At 64.4% G+C, this 24,507-nt stretch carries 21 protein-coding genes; 15 read left to right on the forward strand and 6 right to left on the reverse strand.

All coding sequences use genetic code 11. The annotated features are described in order from the left end of the window. The first annotated feature begins 864 nt into the window (after positions 1 to 864). Positions 865 to 1,950, forward strand: coding sequence for an IS5 family transposase (locus tag CEK69_RS11320; protein WP_152245721.1), 1,086 nt, complete (start codon positions 865 to 867; stop codon positions 1,948 to 1,950). A gap of 53 nt (positions 1,951 to 2,003) precedes the next feature. Here CEK69_RS11320 and mobH read toward each other — a convergent pair whose 3' ends face one another. Next, entirely contained in the window at positions 2,004 to 3,950 is a 1,947-nt protein-coding gene (gene mobH, locus CEK69_RS11325) for a MobH family relaxase (protein ID WP_152245644.1), read from the reverse strand. Positions 3,951 to 4,298: 348 nt separating this feature from the next. Here mobH and CEK69_RS11330 point away from each other — a divergent pair, with 348 nt between their 5' ends. After that, entirely contained in the window at positions 4,299 to 5,381 is a 1,083-nt protein-coding gene (locus CEK69_RS11330) for an NAD/NADP-dependent octopine/nopaline dehydrogenase family protein (protein ID WP_152245646.1), read from the forward strand. 71 nt (positions 5,382 to 5,452) lie between these two features. Further along, positions 5,453 to 6,331, forward strand: a complete 879-nt coding sequence (locus tag CEK69_RS11335) for a DMT family transporter (protein WP_226975132.1) — start codon at positions 5,453 to 5,455, stop codon at positions 6,329 to 6,331. A gap of 47 nt (positions 6,332 to 6,378) precedes the next feature. Here the strand turns inward: CEK69_RS11335 and CEK69_RS11340 are convergent, their stop codons facing one another. Continuing rightward, positions 6,379 to 7,275: a LysR substrate-binding domain-containing protein gene (locus CEK69_RS11340; protein ID WP_152245649.1), complete on the reverse strand. Its 897-nt coding sequence runs from the start codon at positions 7,273 to 7,275 to the stop codon at positions 6,379 to 6,381. 135 nt (positions 7,276 to 7,410) lie between these two features. Here CEK69_RS11340 and CEK69_RS11345 point away from each other — a divergent pair, with 135 nt between their 5' ends. The 8 genes from CEK69_RS11345 to CEK69_RS11380 all read left to right on the forward strand — a co-directional run bounded on the left by CEK69_RS11345 (position 7,411) and on the right by CEK69_RS11380 (position 16,740). Then, the gene (locus CEK69_RS11345; protein ID WP_152245651.1) at positions 7,411 to 8,784 is read left to right on the forward strand and encodes an MmgE/PrpD family protein; all 1,374 of its coding nucleotides are present in this window, start codon (positions 7,411 to 7,413) and stop codon (positions 8,782 to 8,784) included. Continuing rightward, positions 8,784 to 9,956, forward strand: a complete 1,173-nt coding sequence (locus CEK69_RS11350) for an FAD-dependent oxidoreductase (RefSeq protein ID WP_152245653.1) — start codon at positions 8,784 to 8,786, stop codon at positions 9,954 to 9,956. Before CEK69_RS11345 ends, CEK69_RS11350 begins: the two co-directional genes overlap by 1 nt. Beyond that, positions 9,949 to 10,251: a (2Fe-2S)-binding protein gene (locus CEK69_RS11355; RefSeq protein WP_148827825.1), complete on the forward strand. Its 303-nt coding sequence runs from the start codon at positions 9,949 to 9,951 to the stop codon at positions 10,249 to 10,251. Before CEK69_RS11350 ends, CEK69_RS11355 begins: the two co-directional genes overlap by 8 nt. After that, positions 10,251 to 11,636 carry an FAD-dependent oxidoreductase gene (locus CEK69_RS11360; protein ID WP_152245655.1) on the forward strand — a complete coding sequence of 462 codons (1,386 nt, stop codon included), beginning with the start codon at positions 10,251 to 10,253 and terminating at the stop codon, positions 11,634 to 11,636. The genes CEK69_RS11355 and CEK69_RS11360 overlap by 1 nt, the downstream gene beginning before the upstream one ends. 69 nt (positions 11,637 to 11,705) lie before the next feature. Beyond that, the gene (locus CEK69_RS11365; protein ID WP_211352207.1) at positions 11,706 to 12,041 is read left to right on the forward strand and encodes a RidA family protein; all 336 of its coding nucleotides are present in this window, start codon (positions 11,706 to 11,708) and stop codon (positions 12,039 to 12,041) included. A 20-nt stretch (positions 12,042 to 12,061) separates the two neighbouring features. Continuing rightward, positions 12,062 to 13,063, forward strand: a complete 1,002-nt coding sequence (locus CEK69_RS11370) for a tripartite tricarboxylate transporter substrate binding protein (RefSeq protein WP_152245657.1) — start codon at positions 12,062 to 12,064, stop codon at positions 13,061 to 13,063. Between the two features lie 390 nt (positions 13,064 to 13,453). Then, positions 13,454 to 15,214, forward strand: coding sequence for an ATP-binding protein (locus CEK69_RS11375; protein ID WP_211352206.1), 1,761 nt, complete (start codon positions 13,454 to 13,456; stop codon positions 15,212 to 15,214). After that, complete coding sequence (locus tag CEK69_RS11380; protein ID WP_152245659.1) at positions 15,211 to 16,740, forward strand: UvrD-helicase domain-containing protein; 1,530 nt, start codon at positions 15,211 to 15,213, stop codon at positions 16,738 to 16,740. Before CEK69_RS11375 ends, CEK69_RS11380 begins: the two co-directional genes overlap by 4 nt. 635 nt (positions 16,741 to 17,375) lie before the next feature. Here CEK69_RS11380 and CEK69_RS11385 read toward each other — a convergent pair. After that, positions 17,376 to 17,564 carry a hypothetical protein gene (locus CEK69_RS11385; RefSeq protein WP_148827819.1) on the reverse strand — a complete coding sequence of 63 codons (189 nt, stop codon included), beginning with the start codon at positions 17,562 to 17,564 and terminating at the stop codon, positions 17,376 to 17,378. 603 nt (positions 17,565 to 18,167) lie between these two features. Between CEK69_RS11385 and CEK69_RS11390 the strand changes: the two genes are divergently transcribed. Genes CEK69_RS11390 through CEK69_RS11400 form a run of 3 tightly spaced genes read left to right on the forward strand, consistent with a single transcriptional unit; the run spans position 18,168 to position 19,196 of the window. Then, a complete protein-coding gene (locus tag CEK69_RS11390; protein ID WP_148827818.1) occupies positions 18,168 to 18,401 on the forward strand; it encodes an AbrB/MazE/SpoVT family DNA-binding domain-containing protein in 234 nt (77 codons plus the stop codon). Continuing rightward, complete coding sequence (locus CEK69_RS11395; RefSeq protein ID WP_152245661.1) at positions 18,388 to 18,801, forward strand: PIN domain-containing protein; 414 nt, start codon at positions 18,388 to 18,390, stop codon at positions 18,799 to 18,801. Before CEK69_RS11390 ends, CEK69_RS11395 begins: the two co-directional genes overlap by 14 nt. A 20-nt stretch (positions 18,802 to 18,821) precedes the next feature. Beyond that, complete coding sequence (locus CEK69_RS11400; protein WP_152245663.1) at positions 18,822 to 19,196, forward strand: DUF3742 family protein; 375 nt, start codon at positions 18,822 to 18,824, stop codon at positions 19,194 to 19,196. A gap of 4 nt (positions 19,197 to 19,200) precedes the next feature. Here CEK69_RS11400 and CEK69_RS11405 read toward each other — a convergent pair whose 3' ends face one another. Further along, on the reverse strand, positions 19,201 to 20,706 hold the full coding sequence (locus CEK69_RS11405; RefSeq protein ID WP_152245665.1) for a conjugal transfer protein TraG N-terminal domain-containing protein: 1,506 nt from the start codon (positions 20,704 to 20,706) through the stop codon (positions 19,201 to 19,203). A 155-nt stretch (positions 20,707 to 20,861) separates the two neighbouring features. Next, positions 20,862 to 22,514, reverse strand: coding sequence for a recombinase family protein (locus CEK69_RS11410; RefSeq protein WP_193313971.1), 1,653 nt, complete (start codon positions 22,512 to 22,514; stop codon positions 20,862 to 20,864). A 36-nt stretch (positions 22,515 to 22,550) separates the two neighbouring features. Between CEK69_RS11410 and rimO the strand changes: the two genes are divergently transcribed. Beyond that, positions 22,551 to 23,957 carry a 30S ribosomal protein S12 methylthiotransferase RimO gene (gene rimO, locus CEK69_RS11415; protein WP_152245669.1) on the forward strand — a complete coding sequence of 469 codons (1,407 nt, stop codon included), beginning with the start codon at positions 22,551 to 22,553 and terminating at the stop codon, positions 23,955 to 23,957. A gap of 42 nt (positions 23,958 to 23,999) precedes the next feature. Here the strand turns inward: rimO and greB are convergent, their stop codons facing one another. Then, complete coding sequence (gene greB, locus CEK69_RS11420) at positions 24,000 to 24,506, reverse strand: transcription elongation factor GreB (protein ID WP_152245671.1); 507 nt, start codon at positions 24,504 to 24,506, stop codon at positions 24,000 to 24,002. Position 24,507: the final 1 nt, after the last annotated feature.

Genomic DNA, 24,507 nt, shown 5'->3' on the forward strand with positions numbered 1-24,507 from the left:
GACAGCGCATAGTTGCTGGTGCAGCAGGCATCGCCAACGGACGCCAGGCGTGCTCGCGGTCCATCGCGTAGGGGATGGACGCGGACACTTCGGACGGGCAGAAACGCGGTGGCCGGCGGCGCTACGCTATGCGGCGGTGCTTGGAGGTGGACCAGTACGGGGGCGATTTCTTGGGATTGGCATTCTAATTTTTGTATTACGCGCATTTCCGGAAGCAGCATCCTTCGCAACTCCTTTGCGAACTCAAGCCTCTCCCCCCATGACGCACCGCCGGGCCGACATGATTGGCCCGATAATCAACGAATAGGTGCGTGTCCCGTTCCTCGAAGCCGCGGCATGAGCGCCGAGCTTCTTGTTTACTTCATTAATTGAGCATTGTGATTGGCGGCTGGCAGGGGAATCGCTGAGTTCTGCCAAAATAGGATTTTTCTTTCCGCCCTGTAGAATTGTGAAACGCGGATGTATTGACCACCCCACGCCGGTGGGAACCTTGTAACCGTGTGCTGTCGCACTGGTCTGTCGTGTGGTCCTGCGCGTGCTGCCCGCGTTGAGAAAGGTTGCATGGGTCGCGTTGCCGATTGCTCGAAAGTAGCTGGGCCGTCTATGCCCTCCTGTTCAAGGACGAAAACGGAGGCTCCTCCCCTCCGTCCTCCGAATATGGATGTGCATTTTTGAGATCGATTCAAGCGACTCCGTGAGGAATCGGTCAAATATGGCGGTAGGGACTTGGACGTCTTCGTTCACGCCAAGCGGCGATCCAGGAATATCTGCTCCTTCGTGTGGCCCTCGGCAATCAGTTGGGAACCTCTCAAAACCCATCTGTTCTCTTTCTGACCCGAGAAGCCTGACCCTCCCCTTGCCATGATCACACCCCGCAGCGCGCTGAAGTTCGATCTGTTCGCCGAGGCCTCGCGCCAGCACAAGCGAGATGAGGTGGGCGATCCGCTGCAGGTGATCGCACGGCACATCGACTTCGGAGCACTGGCCCGGCTGGTAGATGCCTTGATCGAGCGCGGGGATGGCCGCAGGGGCGGGCGTCCCGCATACCCCACCGAGGTGATGGTGCGCATCCTGGTCTTGAAGCGGCTGTACAACCTGTCCGATGAGCAGATGGAATACCAGTTGCTGGACCGGGCGAGCTACCAGCGGTTTTGCCTGCTGCAGAATGCGATGAACGTGCCGGACCGAAACACCATCTGGCGCTTCGGCGAGCGCCTGGGCGTGGACGGGGCGACGGCGCTGTTGCAGGGGGTGGATGCACAACTGCACCGCCACGGCTACATCGCCCGGGGCGGACAGGCCATCGATGCCACGCTGGTGCCCGCGCCCTGCCAGCGGCTGGACAGGCAGGAACGCGAGGCACTGGCCGAGGGCAGAACGCCTGAGTGGAGCGATGTGCGGCGCAGGCAAAAGGATGTGGATGCCACGCACACGAAGAAGCATGGCAAGGGCTACTTCGGCTACAAGCTCAGCGTGAGCGTGGACCTCAAGCACGGCTTCATCCGCAGGATCGCCACGGGCACGGCCAGCGAGCACGACGGGCATCACTTCGACGAGGTGCTGGACATGAACAACACCGGGCGCAGCGTGCATGCGGACAGGGCCTACCCAAGCCGCCAAAGGCGCCAGATGCTGAAAGTGCTGGGATTCGTGGACGCGATGCAGCGCAGGGCCCGGGCGGGCCAGCCCTTGAGCGAGTGCCAGAAGAGGCGCAACCAGCGCATTGCGAGCCAGCGAGCCAAGGTCGAGCACGTGTTCGCCGGCATCCGCCACCTGGGGGGCAAGTTCGTGCGCACGATCGGGCAGGCGCGCGCCACGGTGGGGATGACGATGATGGCCGCCTGCTACAACATGAAGCGCCTGGCGTCGTTCCTGGAGCGGGGCGTGGATGCGTTCTTCAAACCGGCGACCACCAAGGCACAGGTGCGCCTGCAAACGGCGAAAGCCTGAGTTGAAGGGGCCGCAGCGCCCCAAGTGAAAGGCTCCAGGCCACTGCGCAGGCGTTATTGCGCATTCAAGGCGCTGAAATCTGCGCGGCTGGGCTGGGGGCGCCTACCAGCGCGGGTTGTGAGAGGTTCCCAGTTCGCAGGCTTCGACTTTGGGGACGGCTGTGGTTCGTTCAATTCAAGCAGGTGCAGATATGGGTTGTTCGGCAGTGTCTCGGGCAACGCCGCCATCGGATCGCGCAGCAGGTAGCCGTGCAGACGGCGTGTCTTGCGGGGTCCGGTCACTTCGCATGTCCAGATGTTCAGACCGTTCGCCTGCTTGCGGTGCAGCCGCAGTCGCTCGAACTGCTTTTGCACCCACTGCCAGTCCGCAAGTTGCTCGCCTTTCGCGAGCGCCCGGACTTCGGGATGCTCCTGCGCATAGCGCTGGAACACTCCCGGGCTCACGAGGTAGGCCGTGTCAGCCACGGTATGCACCAGGGCTTTGGCATCGTTGAGGACCAACCGGCGCTGCTGCAGGCCCAGCCTTAGCCAAGCCATGAAACCATGCCCAGACACAGCATTCGCAGGCGCATCTGCTTCATGCGGAGCCGTCGCGTCGGCCTCGCCGCCAGCGCCGTGGCCTGGCTGCACGGGTTGTGGAGCGATGGCCGCATCGGGGGAAGCCTCCTGGCCGGCGGAATTGTCCAGCTGCAGCAGGTCCAGCAGCGCTGCGATGCCATCCTGCTGCGGCGGTGTCGCTACGTGACTGGGTGCTTGAGCCGGCGCTTCCAGCGGCGGTGCGGCGGCGGACCGTGGCGCGGGTGACACTTCGGGCTCGGCCTCGGCGTTTGACGCCACCTCTTTGACCGTCCCGGCGAAGGGGGCAGGGCGGTCGCCAGCGTCCCAGATCAGGCCGGGCGGCACGCGCAGGAACGTGAAGGTGTTGGACCAGCCGCTCTCGCTCGTTACGCAGGCCCTCCAGATGGCCTTTCCGTCCGGCGCCGGCAGGGCGATGCCGTGTTCCTGCAACACATCGAAGACGGCCGTGTTGCTTGATGGGATGCCCTCCATTCCCTGGGAGAGCAAATGCGCACGCAGCTTGTCCGAGACGGTCTTGCTCACGAGCCACAGGGCATCGTGCGTCAGCCATCCATCCGATGCCTGGGGCCGGTTGAGTTGCAACTGCTCGCGCAGCAGGAAGCGCAGGCCGTCCAGCAGCTTGCGCTGCAGCGCGTGCCTCGGCGCGGCCAGCGCCCGTGCCGGGTCCCCTCCCATCGCCTGCGCCACCGACGCCTGGTCTGCCTGGATCACCAGTTCCGCGAGGACGCCTGCGTGTTCGTGCTGACCAGCGAGCACGTACAGCAGGGGCGGCCACAGGTCGGGGTAGCCGCTCAGCCAGTCCAGGATGACTCGGTCGAGAATGTGCAGGTACAGCAGGCCACTCGCCGCCCCGTGCAGGCGGTACTCGCGGCCACGTCGATAGCGGAAGCGGTAGGGTCGCCGCAGCACCCCGTGCCAAGCGTGCCAGCGCGAGCCGTCGTCCAGCTCCACTTCGAGGTCCACCGCGATCTTGCCAATGTCGTGCAGCAGCGCCGCATAGGCCACGCCCGCGGTCCAGGCTTCCGCCTGGGCCGCCTGCGCCTCGGGCGTGGCGCCAGCGGGAAGCAGATGGGACTGCCGCAGCTTGAGCGCGTAGGCCACGATCTCCAGTCCATGGTCCAGCATCCCTCCAGGATAGGCGTGGTGGTGGCTCTCCGACGCGGGGAACAACTGCACGAACTCGGCGTAGCGCCGGATGGGTGCGAGATACAACTGCTCGAACTGGGCACGCGACAGCGACGTGCGTTGCCAGATGTGCTCCAGAAGCCGCTGGCGGCGTGGCGGTGCGAGCAATTCGGGGGCCGACTGATGCGCGGTCCAGCCCTGGGGCGAGGTCGCTGTGGTGGCAGCCTGTGGCGCAGCCAGCGGTGTGCGATGCCTTGTCGATGCGGCGTCAACTGCGCGCCGAAATAGACTGAACATGGAGTGCTGAATGTCTTGGAGCGGGAACAGCGGGCCCTGCCTGCGCCGCACCCGTGGAAGAGGGGAATCGCAGGGTGCGGCATGCCAATCAGAACGTCATGCCGCAATAGGGTCGTGGCCTTGCCGGTATTGCGCTGTCGCCTCGGTCAGCCGGCAGTGCATGCACTGCAACATGAGCGCGCGAGCGAATCGTTGGTGGTATCCAGTGAATGACGAACGGGATCGCCGTTGCCCCCCTTACCTTGCAGCACTTGGTGCATTTGCGAGACCGATCTGGGTCTATGGAATCGCGCTCACGGAAACTGCGTTGGCTGGCGCGTTTGATGTGGCCCGTCCAAGAGCTCACAGATGCGCGTCATGGCTAACGAAATATCTGTTTCGATCATCGGGGCGGGCCACTGCGGCTGCGCCATTGCGGCGGAAGTTCTCGGCCGCGGCGGCAAGGTGCTGCTGTACGCCCACCCGGACCACAGCGCGGCGTTGCACGCCATCCTGCGCCGGGGCTATCTCGGCGTGTCGGGAAAGATGCGCGGTCGCTTCATGCCGGTGCTCAGCAACGACTTGGGCGAAGCACTCCAGTTCTCGGACTACCTGGTGCTGGCCCTGCCATCCTTTGCGCACGACGACATGATCGCGGCGCTCTCCGCGCATGACCTGGCTCGGCACGTCGTCGTGTGCATTGCCGGAAATTTCTTCTGCCTCGCGGCCCGGCGATTGCTCAGGGCGCACGCGATATTGGAGACCAGCTCGGCGCCCTATGCGTCTCGCTTGGTCGGCGCCAACGTGAAGGTGATGGGCGTCAAATCCCAGCTGCACATTGCTTCCCTCGCGCCCATCGGCGATCAGGGGACGCTGCAGGCGCTGGCGCGTCTGTTCCCTATGCCGCTGCGGTGGTACCGGAATGTGCTGGAGGCAGGGCTGTCCTGCATCAACGCCGTGCTGCATCCGGTGCCTGCGCTGCTCAACACGGGGTGGATCGAGTCCACGGCCGGCGACTTCCATTTCTACCGCCAGGGCATGAGCGCATCGGTCGTCCGGGTGATGCAGGCGATCGATCAGGAGCGCATGCGCATCGCCAGTCGGTACGGACTCTCCGTGCGTTCCGCGGTCGAAATGATGAACGCGTACTACGGGGGACGATTCGCCAATCTGCGCGACTTCGCGCGAGAGAGCGTGGAGCACAACCAGGAGAAGATGGCTCCTTCCAGTATGCGGCACCGCTTCGTCGAGCAGGACGTGCCGCTGGTGCTGGTTCCGTGGCACGAACTGGGCCTGAAAGCCGGCGTCGATGCGCTGACGATGCGCGCGATAATCCAGATCGCATCCATCGTGCGCCGCCAGCCCCCGCCGGCTGAGGGTTATGCGCTGAGGCGGCTCGGATTGTCCGGGCTCGACCGGCGAGGCATCCTTGCCGCGGTAGCCGCTGCTTGAGCGCGGGAAGCGCCGTGTCTCCACGATCCTCAGCGCCTGAACCCCGCCGGGGCGGCCCGCGGCGGACGCCGTTGCGCGCGATCGCGTACAAGCTCGCCTCCGCGCTGGTGCTGGCGTGGATGTTCGCGCTCATCAAGTCTCTGGGCAGCCGCTATCCCATCGGGGAAATCGTCTTCGCACGAAGCGCATTCGCCCTGCTGCCGATCATCGCTGTCGTCCATGCCCGGCGCCAATGGAGCGCACTGCGAACCTCGCGCCCGCTTGCCCATCTCCGTCGATCGGTCGCGGGCGTAGCATCCCTGTTCCTGAGCTTCGGCGCGGTCTCGCTGCTGCCGTTGTCCACCGCCACTGCGCTCACGTACTCCGCGCCGCTGTTCATCACCCTGCTGTCGGTGGCCTTGCTCGGTGAGCAGGTATCCCCCGGCAGGTGGGCCGCCGTCCTTGTTGGCTTCGCTGGAATGCTGATGGTCATCCAGCCCGATCTGCGCGCCGGACTGCCTTTGGGCAAGGTCTTCGGGGTGATGGCCGCCGTCGCGACCGCAGTGGCATTGGTGGCTATCCGGCAGATGGCCGAATCGGAGTCGGCGCTCGGGATCGCGTTCTACTTCACGCTCTTTGGCACGGTGGTGGGCGTCGCCACGCTGCCGCTGCAAGCGGTAGTACCCGACACCCCCGATGCGGTGCGGCTGGTATCCGTGGGGGTGCTAGGAGGGTCGGCGCAACTGCTTCTCACGATGGCCTACAGGCTGGCACCTGCCTCCGTGCTCGCGCCTTACGAATACGCCACGCTGGTGGGCGCCATCGTCGTTGGATTCGTCGCCTGGCGTGAGATGCCAGGACCCCTCGAATGGTTCGGCATCGCCGTCATCGTCGGTGCGAACGTCGCCATGACAGTGCATGAGCGGTCGCGGGCGCAGAGCGATTCAATATCTGGTGAGGCGACCAAGTGAACGAACTGGCGCTCCAAGCTTCGGCGCAGCTTCGCCGTTGCGCACCATCAGTCCTGTTCCATGCGCCCGCTCAGCAGGTCCGCGAATTCGTCCACCAGGGCGTTCTCCGGCGCGCCCGAAGGCGTGATGAGCCCGTATTGGGACCGGATCGGCTCGCGCAGAGCGATGGTCACGTAGCGCGGATCGTCCATCGGGGAAGGCACCCACCGCGACACCAGCGCAATCCCGGCCCCGGCAGCCGCGAGCGCGCACGCGATGGAAGATGTCGGTGTTTCAGCGACCACCTGGGCGGCGACGCCCCTCCGGTTAAAGACGTCATCGATCTGGTAGCGGATGTAGCTGTGCTGCGAAGGAAGGATCAGGCGCTCCTCGGCCAGCTCTTGAAGGGAGATCTCCTGGGCGGCCGCCCGTCGATGTCCTCTGGGAACGATGGCCACTAATGACGCCGAGGGCAAGGCACGCACTTCGATGCCCGCATGCGAGAGCGGCAGCTCGATTACCCCGGCGTCGAACTGGCGCGTCGAGACCAGTTCGGCGATCTGTCGCGAAGGGATCGATTGCGCGAAGGTTCTGACCTGCGGCCGGTCCTGCATGAACTGCGCAAGTGCATGCGGTACCAGCCATTGCGCGAGGGCCGGCAACACCGCGACCCGCAGCGCACCCGCACGGTGGTAGCGCAGGTCTTGCGCCACCTGCGCGATGCGCTCGATGCCGCCGTAGACCTGTTCGACTTCGCGGAAGAGTGCCTGCGCTGCCGCTGTCGGCACGAGCCTGCGGCCCTTGCGCTGGTACAGCGAATAGCCCAGTCGCAGTTCCATCTGGGCGATCGTGCGGCTCACCGCGGGCTGGGTGATGTTCAACAGTTCCGCCGCGCCGACGACGCTGCCCGCGAGCATCACTGCGCGGAAGGCTTCTATGTGCCTCAAGTTGAGGTCGGTCTTCATGCATAACCTTTCGGCATTTGCAGCCCCCGAGATGGCAATAGTCGATCGAGAGCGCTCTCCATACGATCAAAGCAACGAGCAGAAATTCCTTCGCCGCTGCAGGAGCGGCGCTGCGTTACTACAGAGGAACGGAATATGCCAGAGAGTTATATGTTCAGGAGAGCTGAGGCGCCGGACGGATCGGCCGGCGGCGCTGCGCATGCGCTGGCTTCATTCATCGTCAACGCACGGGATCGGCAACTGCTGCCTGCGACCCGAGAGGTCGCGTTGAATTGCGTGCTGGACGCGCTGGGGTCTGCCGGCGCCGCCATGGATGTCCCCGGTGTGGTCGCCACCTGCGACGGCGCCAAACGCCTGCTCGGGCGTGGCGCGGTGCCTATCTGGTTCTCGGGTGGCAGTGGAGCAATGGGCGCCGCGCTGCTGGCCAACAGCGCGGCCACCGCCGCGCTGGACCTGGACGACGGCTACCGGCGCGCCCGTGGCCATCCGGGTGCCGCAGTCATTCCGGCCGCCTTGGCGATGCTCACGTTGCGGCCGTCCCTTTCTGCCGACGAGGTCCTCCGCGCGGTCGTCGCGGGCTACGAGGTCGCGCTGCGCGTCGCCATGGCGCGGCTGTCGTACGCCCCCTCCGGCGCATGGTCGGCATATGGCGTCATCGCGACGCTCGGGTACCTGCAGGGCACGTCGCTGGAATGTCTGGCCCACGCACTCGCCATCGGCGCGCAGGCCTCGCCCGCGCTGCCGGCCCTTGCGGGCCTTGCCGGTTCCGACGTGAAAGAGGGCATCCCGTACGGATGCCTCGCGGGGCTGGCGGCGCTGGAGATGGCTGCGGCCGGAGCGACCGGCCCCACCGACATATTCGACATCCCGACGCTGTTCGACGCGGATGTGGCGTTGGCCGACTTCGGCCCGGCACCACTGATCGAAGGCACCTACTTCAAACCCTTCGGCTGCTGCCGCCACATCCATGGAGCTCTCGATGCGCTGCTCCTGTTGCAGCGCGAACATGGCTTCTCCGTCGAGGACATCGACGGCATGGAGGTCGCGACCTACCGGGCCACGTTCAACCTCGCGAACCGGCCCGCGCCCATCTCGCTCACCGATGCGCAGTACAGCGTCCCGTTCTGTCTCGCGGCTGCGGCGATGGGTGGCGAGAGCGCGCTGCTTCCGTTGAAGCAGCCGATGTTGAGCGACCCCAGGATCGTGCGGCTCGCACATACCGTCGTCGTGCGGCCTGACCCGGAACTCGAATCGCTGTTTCCGGAACGTTCGCCATCGCGGCTCACGGTCACGCTACAGACCGGCGAACGCCTCGTCTCGCCCGTGGTGGACCCGCGTGGCGATCCGGCGCGCCCGATGCACAGGGCTGAACTGGTGGCGAAGTTCCGGCAGGTGACCGCGCATACGTTGGGCCCGCAGCAGGAAGAGGTCCTGCAGGGCCTGCAGCAATTCGAGCAGGGCGAGACGGCGCCGTTGGTGCGAGCACTCGGACTCGACTGGACGAAGTGATGTCGGCTGTGCAATACCCCATCACGCTGCCGGCGGGCGGCGAGCACTCGCGTGCGCAACGTCCGGTCAAGCACCGCTTCAATGTACTGGTAGTCGGCGCAGGCGCCGTCGGCATGAGCGTGGCCTATGGGCTGGCGCGGCGCGGCCTCTCGGTCTGCGTGGCCGATGAGGGTGACATTGCGTTCAAGGCGTCCCGCGGCAACTTCGGCCTGGCCTGGGTCCAGGGCAAGGGGGCGAAGTGCGACGACTACGCCCACTGGTCGATCGACGCGGCCGGCATGTGGCCGGCCTTCGCCGCCGAGCTGCAGCAGGCATCGGGGATCGATGTCGAGCTGTCCCAGCCTGGCGGCTTCACGATCTGCACCAGCGCGCAGGAGTACGAGGCGCGCGTCGAGATGCTCGCAGGCATGCAGCGCAGGCTGGCAGGCAAGTTCGCGTTCGAGGCATTGTCCGGGCCGGAGACGCAGGACCGCATCCCGCATGTCAGTGCGCAGATTGCCGGCTCGACCTATTGCCCATTGGACGGGCATGTCAGCCCGCTTAAGCTGCTCAGAGCGCTGTTCACGGCTTTCAGCGGACACCGTGGTGTTCTGTGTCCCCACACGGCCGTGCGCTCGTTGACCGCGCGGCCACAGGGAGGCTTCACTGCGCGCACCGCGACCGGGACGATCGACGCGGACAAGGTGGTCCTGGCGGCCGGGCTTGGCAGTGCAGCGTTGGCCGCCGGCCTGGGCCTGGATGCGCCGTTGCACCCCATTCGCGGGCAGTTGCTCATCACCGAGCGAACGGAGCCGTTCCTGCGCTATCCGACGTTGCATGTCCGGCAGACCGCCGATGGAACGATCCAGATCGGAGATTCCAAGGAGGACGTGGGCCTCGATGCAGGCACGACGTGGGAAGTGCTCGCACGGATCGCGCAACGTGCGCTGCTTTGCTTCCCGGCGCTGGCCGGGCTGCGCATGGTTCGCGGGTGGGGCGCGCTTCGTGTGATGAGTCCGGACGGCCTCCCCATCTATGACGAGTCGTTGCAGCACCCGGGCGCGTTCCTGGTGACGTGCCACAGCGGAATCACCCTGGCCCCGCAGCACGCTGGGCCGATAGCCGAGTGGATCGCCTCCGGTGCGAGGCCGGACGGCATAGGCGGTTTCACCGCAAGGAGGTTCCATGTTTAAGCCATTGGATGGCTCTCCGCCGGCTGACCTCGTGGACATCCAGGTGGACGGCGCCACCGTGCGTGTCGCGAAAGGCAGGACGCTCGCGATTGCGCTACTGGAAGCAGGCCATTCCATCACCCGCAGCAACCACCGCGCGGAGCCCTGTGCTCCCTTCTGCCTCATGGGCGTGTGCTTCGAGTGCCTGGTGCATCTGGATGGGCAGAGCAACGTGCAAGCCTGCCTGGTCAGGGCTGAGGCCGGTATGCGCGTGCGCCTGCCGCAAGGGGGTGCCGCTCCCATCGGAGACGCGTGATGGACTACGACTTGGTGGTGATCGGTGCCGGGCCTGCCGGCATGACCGCTGCGACGCAGGCGGCAGGGCTCGGCCTCAAAGTGCTGCTGCTCGACGAGCAGGCCCAGGCCGGAGGCCAGATCTATCGGCGCGTGAAGGAAGCGGGGCCGCAGGCCTTACGCGTGCTCGGTGACGACTATGCAGCTGGTCGCGTACTGGTGGACCGGTTGCAGGCGAGCGGAGCCGAAACGTGCTTCGGCGCGCTCGTGGTCGACGTGTCGCGTCAGTTGGAGGTGTCCTTCCAGATCGACGGAGGCATCCGCCAGGCGCGAGCGCGGCAACTGGTCGTGGCAACTGGCGCAATGGAGCGTGCATCGCCGTTCCCGGGATGGACCTTGCCCGGTGTGATGCCTGCGGGGGCCGCGCAGATCGCGCTGAAGGCCGATGCTGTCATCCCCTCCGGACGCGTGGCCGTCGCCGGGTGCGGACCTTTGTTCCTTCTCGTATCGCAGCAGCTGCTTCGAGCAGGTGCCGACGTGGTGGCCATGATCGAGACCGGGGAGCCGGGCAATGCGTGCCGCGCGCTGTCCCATCTGCCTTCCGCGCTACGGTCGCATCGCGACCTGCTCAAGGGCCTCTCCATGATGGGCGGCCTCTGGTGGGCGCGTGCGCCGTGGTTCAGGGGCTGCGATGCAGTACAGGCGATCGGCGACGAGCGGGTACGTGCAGTCCACTTCCGGCACCGCGGCAAGCCGACGGAAATGGCGGTCGATACCCTGCTGGTGCATCACGGCGTAGTTCCGAACCACCAGTTGTCGCGGCTGCTGGGCCTCGCGCACCGCTGGAGCAACGAACAGTCGGCCTGGCAGGTCGAGTGCGATCTCTACGGACAGACATCCGTGCCGGGCGTCTTCGTCGCCGGCGATGGCGCCAGCATCGCCGGTGCGCTGGCGGCGGCGGACCGGGGTGCCCTGGCCGCGCTGGGTGCCGCACGAGCGCTCGGGCGCATCGGGCCGGAAGAACTGCACCGGGCCGCGGCCGCGCATGTCGCCAAGCTCCGGCGCCATACCGGCATCCGCCCGTTGCTGGACACCCTCTATCCGCCTCCCGGGTGGCTGCTGGAGCCGGCCGACGACACCATCGTCTGCCGCTGCGAGCGCGTCAGCGCGGGCAGAGTACGGGACATGGCGGACCTGGGCTGTGCAGGGCCGAACCAGACCAAGTTCATGAGCCGCTGCGGCATGGGGCCTTGCCAGGGACGCACGTGCGGCACGCCCGTGACGCAGTTGATGGCGCAGCGCCTGGGTCTACCCCCCGACGAAGTGGGGGCCTACCGGGTACGGCCGCCCCTGAAACCGCTTCCCCTCTCCGTGATCGCCAACTTCAACAACGGCGGGCGGCCTTGAGCCAGGACGCTACCTCGTCCTCACCACATGACTGCTTTCGCACTGCATCGCTTCCACACCAATCCTCGCATGAGCAAGGTGGTGGCGTTTGGCCCCCTCGTGTTCCTGAGCGGACAGACCGCCAGCGGCTCGCCTGCCACATCGTTCGATGAGCAGGTCCGGGAAGTTCTGGATCGCATCGATGTACGGCTGGCCGAGGCCGGCTCGGACAAGGGATCGCTCCTGTCTGCGACGGTATATCTGCGAAACATGGACGACTTCGCCGCAATGAACGCCGCCTGGGAGCAGTGGATTTCCCCAGGGCCGGCACCAGCGCGCTGCGCCGTGGAAGCGCGCATGGCCTCCCCACACCTGCTGATCGAGATCTCCGCCATCGCCGCCGTGTCGGCGTCCATCCACCCCTAAGATTGAAACGAGGCATCCCCATGACCGAGATTTCCCACAACACACCCATCCCCCGGCGCGCATGGCTGCGCTGGTCTGCCGGCGCGGGCATGGCATGGCTCGCTGGTGGCGTCCATGCGGCCGACTACCCTTCCAAGCCAATTCGCCTGGTCGTGCCGGCCCCGCCCGGTGGCGGTACCGACATGATGTCGCGGCTGCTCTCGAACGCACTGAACTCCACGCTGGGCTGGACGGTGGTGGTGGACAACGTGCCCGGCGCAGGGGGAAACATCGGCCTGGACAAGGCAGCCAAGGCCGCGCCTGACGGCTACACCCTGGCGATGGGCGAGTCGAGCAACCTGACCGTGAATCAGGCGCTCTACAAGAAGATGCCGTTCGACGTCGCCCGCGACCTCGCACCGGTCGCGCTCATGGCCAAGGTCCCGCTGGTGCTCGTGGTCTCCGCCAAGGGGCCCTACCGTAGCGTGGCGGACCTGGCGGGCACGGCCAAGCGCAAGGCGGTGACCTTCGCGTCGTCCGGGAACGGAACTCTGGCGCATCTCTGCGGGGAGCTCTGGAAGGGCAAGGCCGGTCTCGACTTGGTGCATGTGCCGTACCGCGGCGCCGCACCAGCCATGACCGATCTGGCGAGCGGGCAGGTGGACATGTTCGCCGCGTCGATCACCGCAGCGCTGCCCATGATCCAGGCCGGCCTGCTGCGACCGTTGGCGGTCGCCTCCCCCATGCGGGTGGCGGCGCTCCCGAACATCCGGACCATGGCCGAATCGGGCTTCCAGGGCATCGAGGCGGCCGTGATCTTCGGCGTGGTGGCGCCCGCGGGCACGCCCGAACCCGTGGTTTCCAGGCTTAACATGGAGATCAACCGTGCGCTCAAGCAGCCGCAGTTGCGGCAGTCGCTGATTGACCAAGGGGCGATCCCTGAATCCCTGGGCGGCACCGTGCCCGTGTTTGCCAGCCTCCTCAAGGAAGAGCGGGCGAAGTGGGGGCAGGTCGTCAAGGATTCCGGTGCTTCGGTGGATTGAGCCGGCACCCCGGTGCGATCGCCCGTAGCGGTATGCCATTTCTCAGGAATGGGACTTGACGTTGCTTGAACGCGGGGCGTGCTTTGGCTATCGGCGCCATCGCATACTGCCGCAGGCGCCTGCGACCGCGCTTAGTCAGGGGTGGCCAGCCGGGCCGAGGTTTAGAGCGGCCGCTTTTGTTTGAAGGCGATTTTCCGCTTTGTTTCTCGCATCAATGGGTGATCTGCCGCTTGGTTTGGGTGCTGCTAAGCTAGGCGACGACTTGTACCTAGTTTTGATTGCAGAACAACAGGGATTAGTGAACCAGAGAGGGTAGTCAAATCTTGCTTCCCATGTGCGTCAATGGAGAACGGTTTGACTAGGTGCTCACTCCCTGTTACGGAGAATGAAATGAGCAAATCTTCCCGTATCTATAAGATCATCATTCAGCGCTTCAGGGGAGTTCACTCCTTTCAATGGATGCCTGCTGCGGGAATGAATTTCATCCTGGGAGGTGGTGACGTAGGGAAAACGACTGTTCTTGATGCGATCGCGCTGTTGCTATCTCCGTCGAATACTGTGGTCATCTCCGAGGCGGACTATTGGTCACGCGACAGCGCACAGGAATTCGTCATCGAGGCTGTCATGTCACTACCCGACGCCACCGGGATCGGCACACAGAACACCTTCGCCTGGCCATGGGTGTGGAATGGAAAAGATGCGGTAGCCCCGTCGGCCGACGGGGAGGGTGACCTCCCGGCGCCTGGCGAGCCGGTGTATCGCGTGCGCGTACGGGGGACCACGGAGTTAGAGCTTGCGTGGGAGGTCATTCAACCCAACGACGAGTACGACCATTTCTCGACGGCCGTTCGTCGGCGTATCGGACTGGTCCGAATGAGCGCTGATGAGCGCAATGATCGTGATCTGCGCCTTGTCTATGGTTCCGCCCTGGATCGGTTGTTGGCCGACAATGCGTTGCGGGCTCGTATCGGCAAGGAGGTGGCAGGCCTCAACTTGCACGACTCGCTCAACGACAAGGGCAAGCAAGCGATCGAGTCGCTGGACGGGCGAATGGCTGGTGCCGCGCTTCCCAGCGACTTGAAGCTCGGACTCACGACCAGCCAGGGACTCTCCATCGGAGCACTGATCGGCTTGATGGCGACCAAAAACGGTGTGGCTTTGCCTCTGAGCAGTTGGGGTGCCGGTACAAGACGAATGGCCGCGCTTGAGATCGCATCAGCCACCGATAAGGAAGCAAGCGTCACGCTCATCGATGAAATCGAGCGTGGGCTGGAACCATACCGTCTGCGCAAACTCATCAACACCCTAGCCAATCAGCAGGGGCAGATCTTCCTCACGACGCACAGCCCCGTCGCAATTTCGTGTGCAGAGGACGCGCACCTCTGGTATCTGGACAGCCAGGGCTCCATCGGTGCGCTGCCTCGGGACAAGATCGGTCCACAGCAGAAACGCGATCCTGAAACGTTCCTGGCGCGTGTGGCCGTCATTGCTGAAGGCCCCACCGAGGTCGGCTTCCTGCAGTACCTGTTGGAGAAGGCTTTCGAGGGCAACCCGCTCGACCACGGGGTGCGCGTTTGCGATGGCCAGGGCAATGGGGCGACCTTAGAGTTGCTAGAGACACTCGCGTCTTCCGGCTTGCTGTTTGCCGGACTGGCGGATGATGAAGGCACTGCCCCGGAGCGGTGGAGGAGACTGAAAGATAAGCTTGCAGGGCGCCTGCACCAATGGCCGAGGGGCTGCACCGAGGATCATGTGATCGGGGCGGTTCCCGAAGCAAATCTACTGGAGCTGCTGAAGGACGCCGAAGGTGAACTCGACGGTTACCGACTCCGGACTTTGGCGGATCGCCTTGGAATTCAACACAAGACGACCGACGCGATAGACGAGGCGCTGAAAGCCTCTGGCCAGACCTGGCGCGCTCTGATCGTTGCGGCCGCCACCGGGAGTAAGGTTGGCGCCCCCGAAGGGCAGGACAAAGCCTGGAAGAAGCATGCCCAGCAATGGTTCAAGTCCACAGACGGCGGCAAGGAACTGGCCCAGAAGATGGTAGCTCTGGGTGCGTGGGCGGACGTCCAACCGCAGTTGCTTCCGTTGGTCAACGCGGTACTGGCAGCTGTGGGACGTCCGCCCCTACAGAAGCTCGATCTATGAGCGACCAGGCCGTTGCCAAGCTTCTCCGCTCGCCCGAGCCACTGGTGATCATCGAAGCTGCAGCAGGATGCGGAAAGACCTATCAGGGGGCGGCTTACGCGCAAGACGTAGTCGGTGGACTCGGTGATGGCCGCCTGCTCATTTTGACGCACACGCACGCCGCGTGCTCCGTTTTCGCGGAGCGTACGAAGAAGGCCGGGTCACGTGTGGAGATCAAGACCATCGATGCCCTGATTGCGCAGATCGCGCTGGCGTATCACAAGCCACTGGAATTGCCGCGTGATTTGACATCCTGGGCTTGGCAGGATGGCGGACAAGGCTTCGAGATCATGGCGAGCAAGGTTGCAACATTCCTGCGCAATCAACCCATGGTGGCTCGTGCGCTGGTGCGACGCTATCCGGTCATCGTATGTGATGAGCACCAGGACTCCAGTGTCGATCAGCACAGCGTTGTCATGTCCTTGCTATCTGCTGGAGCCACGGTCCGGATCTTTGGTGACCCCATGCAGCGGCTTTACGGGGGCAGAAGCGACAGGGCTGCACGTGAGGACCGTGTTCGCTGGGATGCCCTGAAGGCGCAGGGAGCAGGAGAGAAACTGCTTACACCTCACCGTTGGAAAACCGGCTGTCCTTTGTTGGGAGCCTGGGTCATTGAGGCGCGGGAGAGCCTGGAGCGCGGAACGCCGATCGACCTGACTGCTGGGCTACCGCCTTCCGTCAAGGTTCTTGTCGGGAACAACATGTCCCAGATGCGAGCGATCTATCAGCTGTCGGGTGAAGACAGAAAGCCTATCGACAAGATGCTGAGAGACAACCCCAATCTGATGATCCTCGCGTCGCAGAACGACTTGGTCACTGCACTTCGCGCTTTCTGGGGTCGAAAAGTTCCCATCTGGGAAGGGCATACGCGCGAGGCGTTAGGGGCGCTTGTGCGAACACTGCGCAACGATCAAGGTAGCCCGGAGGCTCTTGCTTACGGCGTCATCACCTTCATGGGTAGCGTCGCAGCAGGGTTCAGTCCATCCAGCCATGGTAATCAGCTTCTTCAGGAGATCCGCACTGGGGCGGTGCGCGCAACCAGAGGAAAGCCGGCGAACATACAAGCGGTCGCGCGATGCCTACTGAACGATCCGTCGCATAGAGGTGTGTCGGAGGCCCTCGCGAAAATCACCGCCTTGGTGAAGGACGCTGCAGCGGGCTTCGACACGGTGAAGATCGACCACAGTTCCGAGTTGCGGGATGCCGTGCGCATCGGTCAGTTCGCAGGTCCCGACGAAGGTTTTGCGGAAGTGGCACGCATGCGTTCGTATTTCCATCTATCTCCGCCTAAGAAAGTGCTCAGCAGCATCCACAAGGCGAAGGGGCTGGAATGCGAGCAAGTGATGCTGATGGCCTGTGACAAGACACAGTTCACGTCGACGCTTTACGCGAAATCCAAGATGTACGTCGCCCTCAGTAGGGCGAAGAAGTCGCTTACCTTGGTAGTTTCAACGTCCAATCCCAGTCCCTTGTTCCGGCTTCGCTGAACGCCGATCCGATGATTTCTCCGAGGTTGGGTAGATGCTCCCGGAGGAAGACCCATTCGTGGGGAACGAGATTCATGGAAGCAGCAGGTCACTCCTAGGCTCCAGCCGCAGTGTCCTTTCAACACCGGGGCGGCTGTCGTACACTAGCGTCCGATTTCCGGCTTCGGTGCTGTGTCTACCACGGCGTTGTTCGGAGACTTCCTCAGCGGATGTCTGGTGTTGTTTGCTTCCTTCTTCATGGTGTTCGAGATCTCTGTGGATTTCGAGATTCAGCGAAAGGGGAAAAAATGAGGCTAAAGGTCAAGCTGAAAAGCAATCGAAAGGGCGCGGGGTTACTGGGGGTATGCGCACTGGACACTGCAGGGAAGTCACGGCTTCGTTTTGGAAGACTTAGGCCCTAAGAGTGCCCCATCCCCCGCCAATTTTGAAAAAGCGTCCTCAGGACGCTTTTTCTTTGTGAGCGTCCCGAAGCATTTCGTCAGTCGTTTGCTGACGTTTGGGTAGTGTTTCTCAGGAGGCACGCGCAGTCCGCGCGAGCGACTCCGAACACCAGTGCAGCAGGCGATGCAACCCAGGCACGAACGATTACAACGGGCCGAAAACCGACCTCCCTTAGCCAATGCGGCTTGAAGCTGTCATCGCCCCACTGGCGAGATCTCATACTTGAACACGACGTAGACGGTGCCGTGGGTACTGTGTGCGTCGGTAAGGGCTGAGGCGCCGTTGTAGAACGCGGTCAGCCGCCCCTCTTCAGCTGAAGGCGTCGTGGTGGTCTGCATCTCGAAGACCGCTGGCTTATTTGCCGTGAGCGTGTAGCGGACCATGACGCTGAAGCGCGCCTTGCTGTGGGCGAAAGAGGAGGCGGCAATGGGCTTGATGCGGTCTTAAGCACGTCGCGTTCTACGTTGCTCGCACAGGCCACGTCCGGGCTCATGTACTGGAAGTGGGTCAGCTGAATGTTGGGTGCTGGGGTGGTGCGTCGCTCGGGCAAGTAGATGCCCATCGCCTCGCTGCAGACTGCGGCGTCCGCCTGCGTGGCACTTTCGGCCTGAACGGGTGTAACCGCGAGAAGCGTTGCAAGGCCAAGTGCTAGCGGCATGGGGAGGTCTCCTGGGATGTGTGGGAGGGCATTGGTTTTCGACGACCGCGGATCGGTTGCCCGCAGCGGGCTGGAGGCGTCAGGTGCAGTGGGCATCGCCTCTTCAGTAGTAGCAGAACGCCATCGCCGCTGGCGCCAATGAGAAGGTGCTCCGAGTAGCCGCCTTTTTGTCTTTCCGGGTAGGGCCTTTGCCCTTGATCCCCCTTCCATTCCCCTTCCCATTTGCCGCGCACGCGCCCTTTGCTGCCGGAGCCGATGATGGGACTTGCGAAGCGACGCTAAGGGGTTAGGATATACGGCATCACATGTATATCATTTGGATCAAGTCATGCAAGTCGCGAAGTGGGGCAATAGCCTGGCGGTTCGCCTGCCGGCGAACGTAGTCGAGGCGCTGGAGCTGCGGGAAGGCGATGACATCGAAATCTTCGTCGATGACCCGCGGTCTTTCGCAGTGCGGAAGAAGCCTGGGCCAGAGGCCATGTTGGAGCGACTCCGCTCCTTCCGTGGCAAGCTGCCTGCGGACTTCAAGTTCAACCGGGACGAGGCCAATGGCCGCGGGTAAGAGCAAGGTGTTCCTCGACAGCAACGTAGTGCTCTACCTGCTGTCGGAGGATGCAGTCAAGGCGGACAGCGCCGAGGCGCTGCTGCAGCGTCGCCCGGTTATCAGCGTTCAGGTACTCAACGAGGTCACCCACGTCTGCGTGCGCAAGCTGAAGATGGGGTGGAGCGAGGTGGGACAGTTCCTGGCGCTGGTGAGAGAGTTCTGCAGTATTGTGCCGCTCACGGTCGAGGTGCACGACCGGGCCCGCCAGCTGGCAGCGCGGCACCAGCTGTCGTTCTACGACGCCTGCATCGTGGCGGCGGCCGCAGCCGAAGGCTGCCAGACGCTCTACTCTGAGGACATGCACCATGGCCTCATCATCGAAGAGAGCCTGTCGATTCGTAACCCGTTCAACGTTTGAAGCAGCATGAGGGCACCACCATGGCTACTTCGCAATCGCGAACGCCGCTGAGCCGCAGGGCAGGGCGTGCTGCCGCGCGCGCCTGGCTCTGGCTCCTGGGGCAGGACAGGAGGTTTAACCTCTGGCTGATTGCGCGGGGCACCCCGCAGGGTGGCGCAATAATCTTGGCCTGGGGACTCAGGCTGGCAGTTTTCGCAGCGTTGTTCTATGTGGCTGCTTGGATAGCTGCGCTGGTTCTGATGCTGGCGGCGGGCTGCTGGCTTGCTGCCAATGCGAGCGGTTCGCTGGGAGAGGAGGATGAGCCGCCCCAATGGCGTAACGGTCTCCTAGGCTTTGGTCTCTACGACAAAGACGGCGCTCGGATCGATCCCTACGATCCGAACGATCCGAACTAGCGGGCTACTTCAACGCCTTCAACGCTATTCCTCCGCCTTTGCCGCCAGCAGACTTGGCATCGCCCACGCCGCCAGCGAGCCCTTGAGCGAAAGCTCCTGCGCGGATGCCGACCCAAGCCAGCGCGCTGACCCAGAATGTTGGCAGCACGAGGAACATGCTCGCCATCACGAAGTTCAGCAACATGTCTCCGAACGCATTGTTCAGCCCGAGCAGTGGATCGAGGTTGCTGTGGGGGCCGCTCCATCCGTAGAGTGCATCGAGGATTGTGCTGTCGATCCAGCGGCCCAACTGGAACCAGAAGTCCACGAAGAAGAGGGCGAACTGAACGCAGCTGATGGTCGCCAGGGCTTTGAGGTCGTAGGTGCCGAATAGCAGGACAAGCGGTACACAAATCACCATCGCCATCTTGAGGAACGACAACACCATCGGTAGTGCCTGGCGGACAACATCCATGGCCGGGAAGAAACCCACCGAACCAGCGGCGAGGCCTACGTCGGCCGCTCCCCGCGTGACGATGTTGGGCAACGTCATGTCGACCTGGCCGCCGTAGTCGGCATAGGCCTGGCCCTGGTTCATGGTCTGCTGGCGCGGCGCCGCGATGGCCCGGATGACCGCGTCGTCCGCCTGCTGTCGCGACACGAAGCTCGCCCAGCGCCCGACACGGGCGAGGAGGCCGGAATCCACCTGTGCCAGCAACCGGCTACGCAGGCCGCGTTCGCCGTCGTTCCACCATTGCCTGCAGGTGGGGTATCCGCCCCCATTCGTGACCTGTGCCAACCCCGCGTCGCGCGTGGCGTCGTACGGCCAGGAAGCGCGGGCTGTCTGGGAGTGGTAGCTGTCGTAGTACCCGCTAGTCCCCAAGAAGTAGGCGGATCCGATCCATGTCACGTCGTCCATCTGGGCGTCCGAGAGTTCGGGGCGGCCCATGAAGAGCTTCGCCCTCGCGGGTCCGTAGCAGTCCCGCGTGAAGTCGGCCACCTCCTGTGCCAGGACCGGATCGTTGATGCGGGTGCTGTCGATCTCCATCCGCATCTGCCGCAGATCCGTCCCGCAGGGTATAGCTGCGACGGCGGCGCCGGTCACAGCCTTGGAAATCGCGTGCATGAAGAACCACCAGACCGGGACGCGTGCGCTCTGGTTGTTGAGCGTGGTGAACGCGTTCGACCACCGCGTGTCCTGGGGGACGGCCACATCGACCTTGCACTGCTTGGAGCGGCTGGCATCGAACTGAATGGTGGAAAGATCCACGTCGATGAAGGGGATGCCGGCGAACAGGATGACGACCACGGCCACCCACACGCGGTTCTCGATCCGGGCGGCCGACAGCACGCCTTTGTTGCCCTCGTCGGCGCCTTCGCCTCTGGCGCGGAGCCACTCCTGGACAACGATCGCGACGAAGGGCAGGGCGAACGCTCCGCTCGCGACGAGGATGTTCCAGATGCCGTTCTGGACGATCCAGCCCACGAGTGTGAGGTAGTACTCAAGGTAGTCGGTGGTGTAGAGCGTCATGGGGCCTCGGCGTCACTTATGACTTGCCTGGCATGATGGCGGTCGCCGACTTGGTCGGCCCGAGGGAATCGGTTTGGCTCTGGTACCGCATACCAGTTGGCGAACGATACGGAGTGGCATAGCAGACCCCGATGGCCTTCGTCAGGTGCGGCGCGCTATGTTGGATGCCTGGGGGGGGCGACTTCGACAGCCTGCAGGTGAGCGACATCCTCGGCTTGGAGCAGATTGCCCTCCCGGTCGATCTGGAGCAGGCGTGAGTTGCCTCCGCGTCCCACCAGTACGATGTCTATGCAGTAGTCGCGTTCGCTGGCTTCTGGATCGGGTCGTATGCCACGGGCATAGATCACTATTCGCTCGAATGTATCTGCTACCAACTGTCGTGCGCGCAGTCGGGCCTCGATATCCTGGGCTTCAACGCCAGTGGCCAAATCGCGCCATGCCTGATCGGCCCCTCGCAGATCCCTGCGACTGATCTTTCCAAGCTCGAGCTCCGCATCCCTCAGAGCGTTCTCGGCATCGTGCAAATCCTTCTCCAGGGCACGCGCGCGGCGCGCGAATACCTGCGGAGTTCCTTCCGATGATGTTGCCAGCATGGCATCGGTCACCTTCTCCAGTTGCGCGTTGATCTCGGCCACCTTCGCGCGGGCGGAAGCCGCCCGGGCACGAGGTGCGTCAATGCCCTCGGCTCCAAAGAGTGCCTGCAGATTGATGATGTCGCTGCAGTACTTCATGAGCGCCCGTTCGATCGGCGCCACGCTGGTGCTGGCCTTGACGCTACAGCCGTCGCCATATGACGCGTTGGAGCCGCACAACAGCCTTCTGTACCCGTCTCTGATGCGCCCATCGGGCAGGCGCTTCTTGGATGCGAGGTTCTGTCCACACATGGCGCGGCCGCAGTAGCCGCAAGTCGTGATTCCGATTCCGGTGATGACGTGAGGAAGGTCACCCTTGACGCGCCGTCGCCCGCTTTGCGAGCGGACCCGACACAGTTCCTCCCATTCCGGCTGGCTGAGCACTCCGGGGTAGTACCCTTCCAACAGGAACTCCTCGCCGTCTACCCTCACGGGCATGTTGCCCACCAACTGGGGCATCTTTATCAGGCGGTAGAACTGTGGGGCGTGGTTTTTGCTGGTGGTGTAGAGCTGCAGACCCTCAGCGTCGAGGACCTGCATGATGCGCAGGCCACCTGCACCCTGGACGTACATCGCCACGGCTCTGCGCACGGCCGCGGCTCGCTCGGGAACCAGTTCCCAACCGTTGTTGGGCCCACCCGGCACTTCGCGCAGCCATTCGGGATCGTGCCCCTGGCGGATCCGGCCACGGTAAGTGCCGGCCTGCCATCCCTCGCACAACCAGCGTATGCTCGCCTTGACCCGCTTGCTCTTGGTATCGCTCTCTTCGTGGGCGCGGATCATCAGCAGGAGGCTGTAGACGAGATCCATGGGGTTCGCCTTCAGTCGCTCCCTGCTATAGGCCTTGCCGTCGCTGGCGGTGACGACCGTGATGCCGGCATTTACAATCTGGGCCAGTTGCGCCTGGGCCTGGATCGGCTCGGCGCGCGAAAGCCGGTCGAGCCCTTCGACCACCAGCACCGATCCCGCCTCGATCCGCCCGGCCTGTACCCCCGCCAGAAACGCCCCGAGCGCTCCTGACGTCACGTGCCGCTGGTGATAGGCTGACAAGCCTTCATCCAGCATCGTGAGCTTATTGTCCAGCTGCAGACCGTGTTCTGCCGCCCATTTTGACGCGTACGCCTCCTGGCGCTCGCGGCTATGGCCGGCTGCCTGGCTTGGGTCGGAAAAGCGCATGTAGCTATAGACAAGACCACTCACAGTTCACCCCACATGACAGAAACAACTTCACAGGCGGCCCGCCAGCCGCGTATAGGTATGGTAAGCCTTGGGTGCCCGAAGGCCCTTGTCGATTCCGAACGCATCCTCACCCAGCTGCGCGTGGAGGGCTATGCGATCGTGCCCAGCTACGACGCGGCCGACGTGGTGGTGGTCAACACCTGCGGCTTCATCGATTCGGCGGTGGCCGAGTCGATGGAAGCGATCGGCGAGGCCATGGCCGAGAACGGCAAGGTCATCGTCACCGGCTGCCTGGGCAAGCGTTCGGAGCAGATCCGCGCGGCCTATCCGGACGTGCTGGCGGTGTCCGGCCCGCAGGACTACCAGAGCGTGATGGAAGCGGTGCATGCGGCGCTGCCGCCGCGCCACGACCCGTTCGTGGACCTGCTGCCGCGCGCGCGGGGCGCCGAGGACGACATCGGCGTCAAGCTGACTCCGCGGCATTACGCCTATCTGAAGATCTCCGAAGGCTGCAATCACCGCTGCAGCTTCTGCATCATTCCGTCGATGCGCGGCGACCTGGTGTCGCGCCCGGTCGACGAGGTGTTGCGCGAGGCCGAACGCCTGGTCAAGGGCGGGGTGCGCGAGTTGCTGGTGGTGTCGCAGGACACCTCGGCCTACGGCGTGGACCTGAAGTACGCCGAGCGCGAGTGGCGCGGCCGCAGCTACCAGACGCGGATGAAGGCGCTGTGCGAGGGGCTGTCGGAACTGGGCGCGTGGGCGCGCCTGCACTATGTGTATCCGTATCCGCACGTGGACGACGTGATCCCGCTGATGGCCGAGGGCAAGTTGCTGCCGTACCTGGACATCCCGTTCCAGCACGCCAGCCCGCGCATCCTCAAGCTGATGAAGCGGCCGGGCGCGGTGGAGCGCACCCTGGAGCGCGTGCAGCGCTGGCGCGCGCTGTGCCCGGAAATCACCCTGCGTTCGACCTTCATCGTCGGCTTCCCCGGCGAGACCGACGCCGAGTTCGAGCAGTTGCTGGAGTTCCTGGACGCCGCGCAGCTCGACCGCGTCGGTGCGTTCGCCTATTCGCCGGTGGACGGCGCCAGCGCCAATGCGCTGCCGGATCCGGTGCCCGAGGAACTCAAGCAGGAGCGGCTGGCGCGCTTCATGGAGCGGCAGGCGGCGATTTCCGCCGCGCGCCTGGAAGCCAAGATCGGCACGGTGCAGGAGTGCCTGGTCGACCTGCTGGAGGAGGGCATCGCGGTGGCGCGCTCCAAGGCCGATGCGCCGGAGATCGACGGCCTGGTGCATATCCAGAACGGCGGCGAACTCGGGTTGAAGCCGGGCGATCTGGTGCAGGTGGAGATCACCGACAGCGACGAGCACGACCTGTTCGGCGATGCGCTGCCGGCGCAGGCGTCGTCGGCAACGCCGCTGGATCTGCGGGTGCTCTGAGGCCGCAGACGGCGGCACGCGTGGCGCCGCGGCGCCGCGCGCTCACTGCGCGGCGTAGTCCACCGCCACCACCACGAAGCTGTGGCGGCCGCCGGGCAGCTGCGCTTCCACTTCGTCGTCGACGCGCTTCTTCAGCAGCGCACGCGCCAGCGGCGAATCGATGCTGATCCAGCCGCGCGCCGCGTCGGTCTCGTCCGGGCCGACGATGCGGTAGCGGCGCAGTTCGCCGCTGTCGGCATCCTCCAGTTCGATGTGCGCGCCGAAGAACACCGCCTGCGGGTCGGACGGCGCCTCGGCGACCACGCGCAGCGCTTCCAGGCGCTTGCTCAGGTAGCGCACGCGGCGGTCGATCTCGCCCAGTTGCTTCTTGCGGTAGGTGTACTCGGCGTTCTCCGAGCGGTCGCCCTCGGCCGCGGCCGAAGCCAGCGCCTTGACCACCTCGGGGCGGCGCACCCGCCACAGTTCCTCCAGCTCGGCCTTGAGTCGGGCATGGCCTTCCGGGGTGATCAGGGCGGTGCTTTTTTCGGCAGGGGGACGCCAGCGGCTCATC

Source organism: Xanthomonas sp. LMG 12462 (assembly GCF_009192885.1).
Lineage (GTDB): Bacteria > Pseudomonadota > Gammaproteobacteria > Xanthomonadales > Xanthomonadaceae > Xanthomonas_A > Xanthomonas_A sontii.